Source organism: Brevibacillus sp. FSL K6-0770, assembly GCF_038000275.1.
In the GTDB taxonomy this organism is placed as follows: domain Bacteria; phylum Bacillota; class Bacilli; order Brevibacillales; family Brevibacillaceae; genus Brevibacillus; species Brevibacillus parabrevis.
The window spans coordinates 4655673-4669797 of the sequence record NZ_JBBOBQ010000001.1 but is presented as its reverse complement, the minus strand read 5'-3'; the positions used below and the strand labels follow the sequence as shown (position 1 = coordinate 4669797).

Sequence of the window (14125 nt, the reverse complement as noted above, 5' to 3'; positions counted from 1 at the left end):
TCAGAACATTGGGGCATTGACCGATGGAATGGGTCTGTGATAATCTCTAATCATAAGTAAATACATCGGATTTTAGTGAATAGCTGATCGGACTTCCGAAAGCTCCCGCGCAGACAAGACCATGTCGGCATCGTCGGGAGCCTTTCGCTATATGAACAGGAGGAGGGTAACGCTGCTATTATTCCAAAAGGACATGACCTCTCGAAAAGTCGGTGTCGTCGCTGCTGGACAACAGAAGGCTTTCGAGAGGTAACATTAGGTCATAAAACATACTAAATAGGTAGGAATAATAAACATTTAGTTTTTCACAACATAACCAGGGAGGCGTGAGCGAATGGCGAAAAAAGAGAATGCCCTGAATGAACAACTGTGGGAGAAAATCGAGCGAGCCTTGGACAGTTTGGAATTTGGTTCCATCCATATCGTGGTTCACGATTCGCAGGTGGTTCAGATCGAGCGGACGGAAAAATACCGACTCCCTGCCAAAAAAGAGAAAGAAGAAGGACAGACAACTCAGAACAGACCGTTGTTGAATCGGACGCACGGCTAGGCGACGGACTGACAAAACAGACGAGAATGGGAGATTAGAGAGGAGGAGCTTTCATATGGCAGGCGTTCTTGTAGTTGGAGGAGATCGGGTAGGAGAAATCGAGAGCTTGTTGCAGGATAAAGGATTTCGGAATGTATATCACGTATCTGGACGAAAAAAGTCGGACGTGAAGGCGACGATTCCTGCCGATACGGAGCTGGTTCTCGTCTTTATCAACTTTGTCAGTCACAGTCTCAGCAAAAATATTAAAAAGCTGGCGAAGCAAAAGCACGTGCCGATCGTTTTTTGCCGGAGATCGTGTGATGCCGTCGCCATGTATCAGCCAGCGATTGGCTAGGCAAAATGAATATTCGTGAGTGAATAGAAGTATTCAACGTTGAATACTTCTTTTTTGCGTGTTCATCAGGCGAAAAAATGGGCAGGCTGATCGTGTGAGCCATCTTTTTGCTGCTGGACAGCTTTATGCAGCATTTTGTCAGGATGAGTCGAAGGCCCATGTATGCAGCAGTGAATAAGCAGGCTGGATCAAGCTTGGCAGAAACAGCTGGCACACAATTTGCAGAATATTTATACAGAAGTTAGAAGTGAACTGAACTGAACAAAGATGGGGGTAAGCATGAAACGACCAGTCGTCATTACAAGTCTCTTGGTTTTGCTCTCGGGATTGTTCGCAGGTTGCAGCAACAGTGACAGCACGAATCAGCCTGCTGCCGATTCCACGCAACAGTCCCAGCCAGCGCCGTCGCAGCCGGCCGCCACCCAAATTTTGTACATGAACGCCTCAGAACCGGAGACGTTGGACTCCGGCATGTCGAATGACGTGATCTCCGGCGCTTTTATCCGCTCGCTGTACGACTCGCTCGTCAGGCTGGACAAGGATGGCAAGCCAGTCAATTCTGTCGCCTCGGACATCAAGCTGTCGGATGACAAAAAAGTGTATACATTCACGTTGCGCGCAAGCAAGTGGAGCAACGGCGATCCGGTGACAGCGAACGACTTTGCCTTCGCCTGGCTGCGCGTGCTCAACCCGAAGACGGCGAGCGGCTCCGCTTACAAATACTATCCGATCAAAAACGCCCGCGCTTTTTTCGAAGGAAAGGCAAAGGCGGAGGACGTAGGCATCAAGGTGCTGGATGAAAAGACATTGCAAGTCACTCTGGAAAATCCGACGCCGTATTTTCTGACGCTCGCCACCTTTTACTATCCGGTCAACCAGAAAGTCGTCGAGGCCAATCCCGACTGGGCAAAAAAGCCGGAAACCATCGTCACGAACGGGCCGTTCAAGCTGGCGAACTGGGAGCATAAAAACAAGATCGAGCTGGCGAAAAACGACCAGTATTGGGACAAGGACGTCGTGAAGCTGGACGAAATCGAGTTTTCCATGATTGAAGATACGAATACAGAGCTGGAGCTGTTCAACAGCGGGGAGCTGGACTGGGCGGGCGGCCCGATCAGCGGATTGCCTGCGGACGCCATCGGACCGTTGCGCGATGAAGGCAAGCTGCAAACGATGGAACGCGCCACCAACTACTACTTGCTGTTCCAGACTGAAAAGCCGCCGTTCACGAACGCGAAGATTCGCAAGGCGTTTGCCTACGCGATCAACCGAAAAGATATTGCCGACAACATCGGCCAGGCCGGACAGACGCCGTTGATGGGCTTTGTGCCGCTCTCCGCCTCGCTGAAACCGGACGGCTACTTCAAGGATAATGACGGGGAGACGGCGAAACAGTTATTGGCAGAAGGCATGCGGGAACTGAACCTCGCCAAGCTGCCAGAGATCACATATTTGTACAACACATCCGACCTCAACAAAAAGATTGCCGAAGCACTGCAAGCCCAATGGAAGCAGGTGCTCGGCGTGGACGTCAAGCTGCTCAACAAAGAGTTGAAGGTCATGTTCGACGATCAGGAGCACGGCAAATACATGATTTCCCGCACAGGCTGGACAGGCGACTACAACGACTCCGTCAACTTTTTGGAGCTGATGATGGAAAAGTACAGCTCCAACAACTCGACCTTTTGGCACAACGAGCGCTACGTAGAGTTGGTGAAAAAGGCGTACGCCGAGCCGGATGAAGCGAAGCGCAATCAATATTTGATCGAGGCGGAGAGCATTTTGATGGAAGAAATGCCAGTCACGGGCGTGTACAGCAGCGTCAACTCCTGGGTACAAAATGACAAGGTCAAAGGCATCACGGTGGACCCGCTAGGCTACATCGACTTCAAATGGGGCTACAAAGAGCAATAGGACAGACAGAGATGGCCGACACCCGCATGCATGTGTGTTGGCTGTTTCCATAAAAAGGAGGAGGCATGCTTATGGCTTGGCAACAGGCATTGGATGAAGCGCTCAAGGATGCGCCAGGAGTGTTTGGGGTAGCGGCATTGCACGTGGAGACGAAAGAGGAGGCCGGGCATCTGGATGACGAGCTGTTTCAGCTGGCGAGCGCATTCAAAATCCCGATTCTCGTCACCTTGATGCGCGAAGTCGAAGCGGGACGGGTCGCGCTCGACCAGCGGATCGCCTCGCAAAAAGAAAACCGCGTGCCAGGCTCGGGCATTTTGCAGGAGCTGGACGCAGGCGCAGCCCTGACCGTAAAAGACTTGGCGACCTTGATGACGATTGTCAGCGACAACTACGCGACAGATTTGGTCATCGAGCTGATCGGCGGCATCGACAAGGTAGAGGCCCATATGCATGAGCTGGGGCTGGAACAGATTCATTTGCGGCACACTTGCTGGCAATTGCTCAACCACTGTGTCGGGATGAATGAGCCTGCTCCGTCTGCGGCTGGCTACGACGAATACGAGCGCCGGGAAGAGACAGGCGATTATGAAATCGTTCACGATGTCTCCCTGCCGACGCGGGACAACAACGTGGCTACGCCGCGCGACCTCAACCGCTTGCTTGCGATGATCGCACGAAAAGAAATTTTGACGCCTGCCTCCTGTGAGCTCATGCTGGACATTTTGCGCCGCCAACAGTTCAACAGCCGCCTGCCGTATTTGCTGCCGGAAGGAACGAAGGTCGCACACAAAACCGGAACAGTCAATGCGGTGGTCAATGACGCGGGAATCATTTACTTGCCTGAGGATAAAGGAGCAATCGCGATTACGGTATTGTCGCGGGCTGTGACGGAAAAGCCGGCGGCAGAGCTGGCGATTGCCCGCATCGCACGGGCGATTTACGACCAGGCGCTGGGAGGCAGATGAAAAGTGGACGAACAGATGAAAATGTTTGAGGAGTACGCCAGGCTGCTGCTTGAAGAAGCGCAGGCGCCAGGGGCGGCGATCGGGGTCGCGCGCGGAGGAAAGCTGTTGTACCAAAAGACGTTCGGCTACCGCAACAGGGAGGAACAGCTGCCGCTTTCGCTCGATACCGTGTTTGGCATCGCCTCGATTACGAAGTCGTTTACGTGTGTGGCGATCATGCAGTTGCAAGAGGCAGGCAAACTGTCCGTCCACGATCCGGTCATCCGCTATTTGCCGGAGTTTCGCACGGGCGATGACGAGTTGACCAAGCGAATTACCATCCATCATTTCATGACGCACACGCCTGGGATGGCGCCGATGCCTTATTTGGACGGAGCGATGAAGCGCAGCATGGAGCAAGACCCTGCGATCATCGGGACAGAAGCGGAAGAAGAGCTGAAGACCGTGCCCTATCTGGATACGTATGAAGAAGTATTGCAAGCGATCGCCGGGTTTGAAGGAAAGCCGCTCAGCGAACCGGGAGAAGCGTTCAGCTACAACAACGACGCCTACGGCTTGCTTGGGGCGATCATCGAGCGGACGAGCGGCCAGACTTACGAGCAGTATGTGAAGCAGCACATTTTGCAGCCGCTTGGCATGCAGCGGACGGTTTTTGCCGTGGAGGAGCTTGCGGACAAGGACGACGTGACCGTTTTGTACACGAACAAAAAAGTCGACGGAAACAACGAGGTGATCGCCGCCCCGTACTGGCATGACGCTCCCGCCATGCGCGCCGCAGGCTTTCTCAAATCGACCGTAAACGATTTGCTGCGTTACCTGCAAATTTTTCGCCCGGATGCCGAGGGCAATCGTGCGAACATTTTGTCTTCGGACAGTATCCGGCAAATGCTCGCGCCATACGCCCGCTGTGATGGGCATCGCTCTTACGGCTACGGTTTGATGGTATCTCCGGCTTTTCCCGAAGGCTTGATGCTGGAGCACGGTGGTTCGCTCAAAGGGATCAGCTCGCACATTTTTTCCGTTCCGTCGATGGAACTGACTGGAGTAGTGCTGGCCAACCTCGATGGCGTATCTGTCCGCGAACTGGTCGTGGCGCTCTTGAATACGCTTGCGCAAAGACCGCCAGCGGCTCCGCTGTACACGTATGCCCCGTATGAACTGGCAAGCGAGCAGCTGTCCGAGTACGTCGGGAGCTATCGATCTGCGGAATGGCTGAACACCGTGATCGAGGAGCGGGAAGGGAAGCTGCAACTTTTGGTGGACGGTCTTGCTTATCCGCTCACTCCGGTTGACAAGGACAGCTTCGTTTTCAAAAGGCGGGATTCTACCGTCTGGATCGACTTTTTCCGCGATCAGGCAGGCAAGGTCGTAAGAATGAGCTACGCCTTGCGCCAATTGACGAAAGCTTCCGACAAAGCAGAGGGAGAAAAATAGGCGAGCGAAAGTTAGGCATGCCGAGCGGGCTGCCTGTCTTTTTTGTCTTTGTCCAATATTTTCGTCTGTAAAAAAGGGGAAATACATTTAGCGAAATTTTCTTTTTGTTGGAAAAAATATGGGTAAATGCAAGGTGGACGCAATGAGTGACGAAGAGTGGGTTTCGGTCAGGGAGAGATGGCTGTCGCCGCTTGGTGCGGCTATCGGGGAAATCGTGGAGCTGCATATGGAGACATGCTTTCTTTTGGAGAGCCAGTATTCGGCTATTACAGCAGTATCAAGAGCATCAGCGTTATGGGGATTCACGGTTTGCTCACAGAAGCGGTTGACCACTTGTTCGCGAAGGAAGGCGAGGATTCCAAGTATTTGCAAGCACTGTCCAGGGAGTCGTACATATGGGGCGAGAGATGGGCCAGATGGGCCAGGGGGAAGTGCTGCTCGAAGCTAAAGCTTTACAGTTTAAAAGACTTATAACCATATGGAAGTGCAAAGTTACCTACAGCACGTGGTACCAATATAAAATTTGCAACTTGAATAATATGGTAAATGAACTATAATTAAAATTGTAAATATTTGTAAATGGAGGTTAAAATTATATGAAAAGATTATTGCTTGCTTTATTCACTCTGGTTATAATGACCGTAATGCCGTTTTCGGCATTTGCTGTTGAGGAGGAAATTATCAGCACGCCGGGTCAATTTAACCTAATTCAGCAGCCCTTGGAAGGTGTACCACAAGCCAAAGCCGGAGGAATAGGCGGTTTCGGAACAATTAAATGTTATCCTGAGCTGGTTGGTCCTGGCCTGGCGTATTGTAATTGGACCTTGGACATATCCAAAAGCGGCGACGTTATCTCAGGTTTTAGCGTGTACATCACTATTAATGATAGTAACGGCAAGCTGGTACATCAGGAACCAATTGCTAAAAAGCTGACGGGTACTCTCTATTCAAAATATCACGACCAAATAGACTTCCAAGGACTTTCCCCGGGTACATATACTGCAACAGTGCATGGGACCGTTGCGGGTGTATCATCTGGTTTCGTGATCGCACCAGTTAAATCGGCATCGTTTAAAATACCGCTTTAATAAAGAAACAGGGGCAGTTTAGATCGGTCAATCTGATCTAGGTTGCCTTTTGCTTCTCTTACCAATAAGGAGGGCATAATATATGGATTGGCTGATAGAGATACCGTTCCCCACTAGAGAGAATCGGGTAGAAACAAACGTCGACTTTTCATTCAAGAAATTGGAGTCAAGTGGGCTCCAGGAACCTCCCGATTTTATCCATGATATCGTCCTGCAATGGGCCATCGCCCCTTTTGTTGTTCATGAGCATACTGCTTATCGAATTCCGGCCCATGACGATCCCGAGATAGAAGAGTATGCTTCCGTCAATTTCACAAGCCTGTTTACTAAAGTTCGTGGAATATACACGAAAGGAAAGCTGGAGGAAATCAGGCTGGAGGACTTAAAGCCAAACATAAAAAGATCTTTTATCGAATCGGTCATAAATACAAGTAAGATTGATCCTCTGGTAAGGGATTTTTATCTGCGGAGAGAATGTGAGCGTAGTAACCAGCTAAAAGTAAAGCTGTTCCAAATAGATAGCACTTCCTTTATCGAGCAGACTACCTACCGTGCCCAACCGGATCACAAAAAGCTCTGGGACTTTATTAATAAACCATTCAAAACGAGTGACGAGGTCACCATATCCCCCATGAACTGGGTGCTCAGTGACGGCCTGCTAGAATCCCCCTTTCTCGTATTTCTCTCTCGCTATGCGAGTGAGGTTGTTTTAACGGTGAGCGAAAAAGATCGGAATGTTACTATGGTTTCATTTAAAGAGTAATCAGGGCACACAACTGTTCGACGTAACCAATTATTGCCCAGTTGCGCCCAATATGTTCTAATTTGTACTATGTACCAAATGGGAATTGTGTTCTCTACTAAACGTTTTTCAACTAGGGGTATCGCCAGTCAAATAACGTAAACCCCGAGCTAATACGGTTTTTACCAAAACAAAAGTCGGTTTTCCTATTCTCAGGATTACCGACTTTTTGGTTTTTTGTATTCAGTTATCGTCTTCCAGTAGCGTAAACTAACCAACAGCGATCGTTTACAGAAAAACACCAATGATCGTTGCCGACAACACAGATGCCAGCGTCGAGCCGAGCAAAAGCTTCAAGCCGAACTTGGCTACGAGGTCGCCCTGCTTTTCGTTGAGTGCCCGCACCGATCCGGTGATGATGCCGATAGAGCCGAAGTTGGCGAAGCTGACGAGAAAGACCGAGACGATGCCAACCGTTTTGGGCGACAGGCTGCTGGCGATTTCCTTGAAGTTCAGCATCGCGACGAACTCGTTGGTCACGATTTTGGTCGCCATGATGCTTCCCGCCGAAACGATCTCCGCCTGGGGAACGCCCATCAAAAAAGCAACCGGAGCGAATATGTAGCCGAGAACTTCCTGGAAAGAAATCCGGAAGATGAGCAAGAACAGCTCGTTGACCAGATTCATCAGGGCGATGAAGCCAATCAGCATCGCGCCGACGATGACCGCGATTTTCAGGCCGTCGACAATGCTTTCGCTGATCATCTGGAAGAACGCAGGTTTTTCGGCTTCCTCCACAGGCTCGATCAAATCTTCCTCTTTCGTCAAAGTGTACGGGTTGATAATATTGGCGACGATCAGCGCCGACAAAATGTTGACGACGATGGCGACGACGACGTATTTCGGTTCCAGCATGGTCATGTAGGCGCCGACGATGGCGATGCTCACCGCGCTCATGGCAGAGGTGCACAGCGTATAGAGCCGTTTGCTGGACACGAGGCCGAGCTGCTTTTTCGTCGTCAAAAACACTTCCGATTGTCCGAGAAAAGCCGAGGAAACAGCGATGTAGTTTTCCAGTCGGCCCATGCCGTTCAGCTTGCTGAGGACAAATCCTGTGAAGCGGATCAACAGCGGCAAGATTTTAAAGTGGTTCAAAATCCCGATCAATACCGAGATGAAAATGATCGGGAGCAGCACATCGAGAAAGAACGTGGACATTCCGGCGTTTTCCAGTCCGCCGAAGACGAAGTCGACTCCGCTGATACCGAGCTTCATCAGCGTATCAAACACTTTGGAGATAAACAAAATCAGCTCAATCCCGACGCCGGTATTCAGCAAGAGGAAGGCCAACACCAGCTGGGCGATCATCATGGCGATGATCGGCCGAAGCCGGATCGCTTTGCGATTGTGACTGAACGCATAGCCCAAGCCTGCTACGAACAAAAATCCTGTGAACAAAAAAACGACATTCATTGCTACTTTCTGCCTCCCATTACTACCTAGTCTCTCATGCTGCCCGAGGTGCATGTCCCTTTCACAAGCGGCGTTCCAAACGCTTTGCAAGAGAAGTGCAACGATTGTGAATTTTAGTTACTACCTATGGAGTAACTTGTAACCTGTTACAGATTACATGGAAGCCAAGCGCCTGTCAATTCAGGGATGGTCATTGGATTTGCTTGCTTCTATGCTTTATCATAGGAAATAAATAACCAGATGATACGGGCAGGAGGAAGCATGTTACAAAAATTTGGTTTTTCGCAGTATGAAAGCAAAGTTTTTGAAGCGCTGGTTTCGAGCGAGGAGCCGCTTGACGCCACGAAAATCGTCCGAATTTCCGGCGTGCCCAAGGCGAAAATATACGAAGTGCTGTCGCGCATGATTGAAAAAGGCATGGTGCTCGATTCGGTTTCCGAAAAGAAAAAGCTGTACAGCGCACTGCCTCTTGCGCTTGCGATTGAAAAGCTGACAGCAGAATTTCAGGACAACATCAAGCAATTGAAAATTCAGTCCAGGAAAAAAGCTTACTCCGAGGATCTCGTCTGGAGCCTGAAAGTCGACAGCTCGATTCGGGTGCAGAGCAAGCAACTTATCAAAGAAGCGAAAAGCTCGATCCGCATCTCGGCATGGAAAGACGATCTCGTCGAGTATTTGCCGATCCTGGAGGAAAAGGAAGCAGAGGGCGTGGACGTAGAAGTGCTTGTCGTCGGATCGCTGAAGCCGAACATTGCCAAGGTGCACACCTTGATTCCGGCGGACGAGCATCATACATTGGAGCGGTTTCGCCTGTTGATCATCGACGAGCGCGAAGTGATTTTTGCCTGTGAGGAAAACCAGTCCTGGCAAGCGATCAAGACGATGGCGAAGCCTTTTGTCAAAGTGTTTACGGAATTTTTCTACCACGATCTCGCGCTGGCGAAAATCAGCAGGAAGCACTACGACCTGATGATGAATGACGAAGAGATCAGAAGCATCCTGATGCAACTGCGCTATTGACTGATTTTCACGATACGACGACTTGCGAGCCGGACACGCTTGGAAAAAAGTGTGTCTGGCTGTTTTTTGTGTCTTTCTTTTAAAAAATTAATCAACTTCTAAAAAATTATTGAAATCAAAGTGGTCAGAATAGTATGGTTAAAGCAGCAACAGGTCTTGCTGACTTTTCATTCATTCAAGGGGTGAGGACATGTCGAGGATCGAACAGCGGTTGAAGGAATTGGGCTACACATTGCCGCCACCGCCACCGCGGATGGCGAATTACGTCTCGTGTGTGCAGACGGGCAATCTGGTGTACACCTCGGGAGCGGGGTGCTACGTGGACGGCAAGCCGCTTTATTTGGGCAGACTGGGAACAGACGTGACGATCGAGCAAGGATACGAAGCCGCGAAAATTACGGCGCTCAATTTGCTCGCCTTGCTCAAATCCGAGCTGGGCGATCTGGACCGGATCACGCGGATTGTCAAGCTGTTTGCGCTGGTGAGTAGCGCCCCGGATTTTTACGAGCAACCGCAAGTGATTAATGGCGCGTCCGATTTTTTCATCGAAGTGTTGGGCGAGGCAGGCCAGCATGCGCGGGCAGCTGCCGGAACTTCTGTGCTTCCTTTCAATAATCCGATAGAGATTGAGCTGATTGTCGAAGTCAGCTGACACAAGCAACACAGCAGAAAGAAACGAGGCTCTGTTCATGACGAGACACATTCATCCGATTTTAGCCAGCTATATTCCTGTCGCGGAAGGCTTGGCGAAGACGTTGGGGCAGCATTGTGAAGTCGTGCTGCACGATTTGACAGACATATCTTCTTCGATCATTGCGATCTACAACGGCCATGTCAGCGGGAGGGAGGTCGGCTCCCCGGTCACCAATCTGGCGCTGCAAGCTTTGCGCACAGCCAAGACGAGCCAGGAGGACTACGATCTCAACTACCGCAACGACACGATCAAGGGAAAGCAGATCAAGTCCAGCTCGCTGTACATCAAGGACGAAACCGGGCAAATTATCGGCAGCCTGTGCCTGAATATGGACTTGACGCACATTGCCATCGCGCAGGCGGCCTTAAACGACATGATGGCGTTCGCGGACAAAGCCGAGGAAGGGCGGGCCGCGGAAAAGTTCGCGCCGACGGTCACCAGTCTGATGGAGCAAATGATCGACGATTGCCTGAAAAAGACCGGAAAACCGATTGCCCTGATGCAAAAGGAAGAGAAGATTCAATTCATCCATTTGCTCGACGAAGTAGGGCTGTTTTTGATCAAGGGAGCCGTGCAGCACGTGGCGGATTTGCTGGATGTCACCAAGTACACGATCTACAACTATTTGGACAAAAAAGACGGGAGATGAGCGGGAATGGCAGATGCGACTTTGCAGCAGGCACGCAGCTTTCACGATGGCGTCCATGTGCTGGACGGACATTTTGACTTGCTGATGGATGTAGAAATTCAGCGCGGCTACGGCCGGACGAAGCTGATCGAGACAGAATACTTGCCGCGGTTTCAGGCAGGCGGGGTGCATTCCGTCGTGGCGGCCGTCTTTGTGGAAGATGCGTTTGTGCCGGAAATGGCGTTGCGCAAAGCGCTCAATCAGGTGAGTGCCTTGCACGCGGAAGTGGCGGAATCTCCGGACTATTTGGTCATCGCCAAAAACGGACAAGACTTGCTCGCGGCAAGGCAGGAAGGAAAAGTTTCGTTTGTTCTCTCCCTGGAGGGCGCCGAGCCGCTGTACAACGATCTGAGCATGCTGCGCATTTTTTACGAGCTGGGCGTACGGATGATGGGACTTACCTGGAGTCGGCGAAATTTTGCCGCAGATGGCAGCTTTTTTGCCCCTGTGCGTGAAGGGAGAAAAGGCGGTCTGACTGACTTTGGCGTTGCCCTGATTGAAGAGGCGGAGCGCTTGGGCGTCCTCATCGACGTCAGCCATTTGAACGACGAAGGATTTTGGGACGTGATCGAAGTGGCCCGCAAGCCGATCATTGCTTCTCATTCCAACTGCCGCAGCCTGGTGCCGACCATGCGCAACCTGACGGACGAACAGATCACGGCGATTGCCGAAAAGGGCGGGTTGATCGGCTTGAATGCGTTCAGCATGTTTACGGCAAACAGCGGAGCCGAAGCGACGCTTGAGCGGCTGATCGACCACGTCGACCATATGAAGAAGCTCGTCGGCAGCAAGCATATCGGCATCGGACTTGACCTGTGCGACGATTTGACCAAGTACATTCCGCTCGACCGCATCGCGAAAACGACAGAGATGCCTTTTGACGTCGTAAAAGGCCACGCGTCGATTCCGCTGATTACGCGCGAGCTGATGATTAGGGGCTACAAGGACGAAGAGATTGAGGACATTCTCGGCAAAAACTATTTGCGCGTCTATCAGGAAGTGTGGAGATAAATTCCATTTTGTAGAAAAGAGGAGAGCTACGATGGAGAACAAGCAGCCGTCTGGACAAGTTTTTGGCTATTATCAATCAGGTGTTCACATCGCCGATTTGCTTTTGGGAAAAGAGCGAGTGTGGCATCGGCCTACAGATTGGGAGTCGGAAGAAAAGGCAGAGAGAAGCTTCGAACTGCTCGCCGAAGACAAAGCGGTCTACGAGCTGCCTGTGTACGAGCTGAGCCGCAGGCTTGGCGAGTGGAATGCGCTCGACTGGTCGGCTGTCGAGGAGATGCATCCGCCTGGTGGCGGCTGCTACCAGCGGCATGAGCGAGTCGAAGGGACGCTCTCTGGCGAGCAGGAGCACAAGCAGGCGTGGGTGTGGGCGCTGCGCGGCGGAGCGATGCCGATCGACCTGATCGTGTGCGACAACGAGGTCATCGCATTCGTCTTGACGGGCAGGGGAGACAGTGTGGTACTCGTGCAGGAAGGCTGGGAAAGCATGACGCCGCTTGTGCTGTGGCAAGATGCGCAGCTTTCTGCCGCGCGCTACGGCGTCAAGCATCTGGGCAGGCACGACGTAGCCATGCGCGATGGCATCAAGCTGGCGACAGAAGTGTGGATTCCAGCCGGATTGCAGCCGGACGAACGGGTGCCGACCATTTTGCTGCGGACGCCATACGGACGGATGGACGCGATTTTTCGCCGTCTGCCATTCGTCGCGCGCGGCTACGCATTGGTCGTACAGGACACGCGAGGGCGGGAAGACTCCGAGGGCGAATGGATTCCGCTGGTGCATGAGCGCGAAGACGGAGACGACACGCTCAACTGGATCGCCGCACAACCATGGTCGGACGGGGCGATCGGCATGCTCGGAGGTTCGTACGTAGGCTACGTGCAATGGGCGGCAGCAGCGAGCGGCAACCCGCACTTGAAGGCGATTTTCAGCTACGTAACCGTCGGCACGCCGTACATCGACATTCCGCGAAAAGGCGGGACGATTCTCACGGGGCTATCGTGGATTTTCATGATGGCCGAAAAGCGCCGAAATGTCGCTGCCCTCAGCCGGGATGACTGGAGCGAAGTGCTGAAAGTCCGCCCGATCAAGGAAATTCCGCAAAAAGTGCTCGGGAAAGAAATCCCGTTCTGGACAAAATGGATGGAGCATCCCGATGGCGACGATTTTTGGGCGCGTTCCGACTGGAAGCAGTTTGCCGATCAAGTAAAAGTGCCTGCGTTTCTCGTATCCGGCTGGTACGACGACAACGGAATGGGCACAAGCGAGGCGTGGGAGGTCGTGTCCCAGAACATGCCAGAGCACACCCGGATGATTCTCGGCCCGTGGTACCACAAAGCCAATACGACGCGCGAGATTCACCACGTGCCATTTGGAAACAACGCGATTCGCTACGATCTGGACGTGACGCAGCTGCGCTGGTTTGACCGCTATTTGAAAGGCATCGAAAACGGCGTGGAACACGAGCCGCGCGTCCAGTATTACATGGTCGGCGAAAACGAATGGAAGACGTCCTCGGCGTGGCCGCCAGCAGAGGCGCAGCAAACGGCGTTTTATTTGAGCAGCCATGGACAGGCGAATACGAGTGCGGGAGATGGTGCCCTGACGCTTGCGACTCCCGGCGAGCAGCCAGCGGATACGTACTTGTTCGATCCGCTAGATGCCGCGCCGTACTTGCTTGATTTGTCCGAGAACGAAAACTGCGTGCCGGAAAACTACGCCGAGGTAGAGAAACGTCAAGACGTGCTTGTCTACACATCGGAGCCTTTGCAGGAAGCGGTCGCCATTGCCGGGGAAATCTCTGCCGTCCTGTACGCAGCCAGCTCGGCCCGCGATACGGATTGGCTCGTGCGACTGAGCGACGTGGACGAAGCGGGCAACTCGATTCGCCTGTCGGATGGAATCATTTGCGCCCGCTACCGCCATTCGTTTTCCGAACCGCAGCTGCTCGAACCGGGGCAGATCGAACGCTACGAAATCCGCATGGGCAAAATCGCCAACATTTTTCAAAAGGGCCACAGAATCCGGGTCGCGGTCACATCCGGTGCGGAAAACTTCTCGTTCCCGAATCCAAACACGGGAGGGAACCTGGCGACGGAAACCGAGACGGTGGTCGCCACGCAGCACATTTACCATGATGAACGGCATCCGAGCCACATTCGTCTGCCTTTGCTGCCTGTGAATCAATAAAGGCTCGCGTGGGATTCAAGC

The 14125-nt window shown here is 52.2% G+C and carries 14 protein-coding genes; 13 read left to right on the top strand and 1 reads right to left on the bottom strand.

Features of this window, described 5'->3' with window-relative positions; all coding sequences use genetic code 11:
* Positions 1-334 precede the first annotated feature (334 nt).
* The 8 genes from NST23_RS22135 (at position 335) to NST23_RS22100 (ending at position 7051) form a co-directional block, all read left to right on the top strand.
* Positions 335-550 carry a YezD family protein gene (locus tag NST23_RS22135; RefSeq protein ID WP_063229984.1) on the top strand — a complete coding sequence of 72 codons (216 nt, stop codon included), beginning with the start codon at positions 335-337 and terminating at the stop codon, positions 548-550.
* A 55-nt stretch (positions 551-605) separates the two neighbouring features.
* Positions 606-887, top strand: coding sequence for a DUF2325 domain-containing protein (locus NST23_RS22130; protein ID WP_063229985.1), 282 nt, complete (start codon positions 606-608; stop codon positions 885-887).
* A 279-nt stretch (positions 888-1166) separates the two neighbouring features.
* Positions 1167-2801, top strand: coding sequence for a peptide ABC transporter substrate-binding protein (locus NST23_RS22125; protein WP_328139476.1), 1635 nt, complete (start codon positions 1167-1169; stop codon positions 2799-2801).
* Between the two features lie 71 nt (positions 2802-2872).
* On the top strand, positions 2873-3766 hold the full coding sequence (locus tag NST23_RS22120) for a serine hydrolase (protein ID WP_122964660.1): 894 nt from the start codon (positions 2873-2875) through the stop codon (positions 3764-3766).
* Positions 3767-3769: 3 nt separating this feature from the next.
* Positions 3770-5200: a serine hydrolase gene (locus NST23_RS22115; RefSeq protein ID WP_328139474.1), complete on the top strand. Its 1431-nt coding sequence runs from the start codon at positions 3770-3772 to the stop codon at positions 5198-5200.
* Positions 5201-5356: 156 nt separating this feature from the next.
* Positions 5357-5674 (top strand): hypothetical protein, encoded by a 318-nt coding sequence (locus NST23_RS22110; protein ID WP_340964582.1) that lies wholly within the window; start codon positions 5357-5359, stop codon positions 5672-5674.
* Between the two features lie 122 nt (positions 5675-5796).
* Complete coding sequence (locus NST23_RS22105) at positions 5797-6288, top strand: hypothetical protein (RefSeq protein ID WP_287102855.1); 492 nt, start codon at positions 5797-5799, stop codon at positions 6286-6288.
* Positions 6289-6370: 82 nt separating this feature from the next.
* A complete protein-coding gene (locus tag NST23_RS22100; RefSeq protein WP_287102856.1) occupies positions 6371-7051 on the top strand; it encodes a hypothetical protein in 681 nt (226 codons plus the stop codon).
* 267 nt (positions 7052-7318) lie between these two features.
* Here the strand turns inward: NST23_RS22100 and NST23_RS22095 are convergent, their stop codons facing one another.
* The gene (locus NST23_RS22095) at positions 7319-8503 is read right to left on the bottom strand and encodes a NupC/NupG family nucleoside CNT transporter (protein ID WP_173599225.1); all 1185 of its coding nucleotides are present in this window, start codon (positions 8501-8503) and stop codon (positions 7319-7321) included.
* A gap of 261 nt (positions 8504-8764) precedes the next feature.
* Between NST23_RS22095 and NST23_RS22090 the strand changes: the two genes are divergently transcribed.
* From NST23_RS22090 to NST23_RS22070, 5 genes are all read left to right on the top strand, one after another.
* The gene (locus NST23_RS22090) at positions 8765-9523 is read left to right on the top strand and encodes a TrmB family transcriptional regulator (protein ID WP_122964662.1); all 759 of its coding nucleotides are present in this window, start codon (positions 8765-8767) and stop codon (positions 9521-9523) included.
* 190 nt (positions 9524-9713) lie between these two features.
* Positions 9714-10175 (top strand): RidA family protein, encoded by a 462-nt coding sequence (locus NST23_RS22085; RefSeq protein ID WP_122964663.1) that lies wholly within the window; start codon positions 9714-9716, stop codon positions 10173-10175.
* Positions 10176-10212: 37 nt separating this feature from the next.
* Complete coding sequence (locus NST23_RS22080) at positions 10213-10866, top strand: helix-turn-helix transcriptional regulator (RefSeq protein WP_122964664.1); 654 nt, start codon at positions 10213-10215, stop codon at positions 10864-10866.
* Positions 10867-10872: 6 nt separating this feature from the next.
* The gene (locus NST23_RS22075; RefSeq protein ID WP_122964665.1) at positions 10873-11916 is read left to right on the top strand and encodes a dipeptidase; all 1044 of its coding nucleotides are present in this window, start codon (positions 10873-10875) and stop codon (positions 11914-11916) included.
* Between the two features lie 31 nt (positions 11917-11947).
* Entirely contained in the window at positions 11948-14104 is a 2157-nt protein-coding gene (locus NST23_RS22070) for a CocE/NonD family hydrolase (RefSeq protein ID WP_328139471.1), read from the top strand.
* Positions 14105-14125 lie beyond the last annotated feature (21 nt).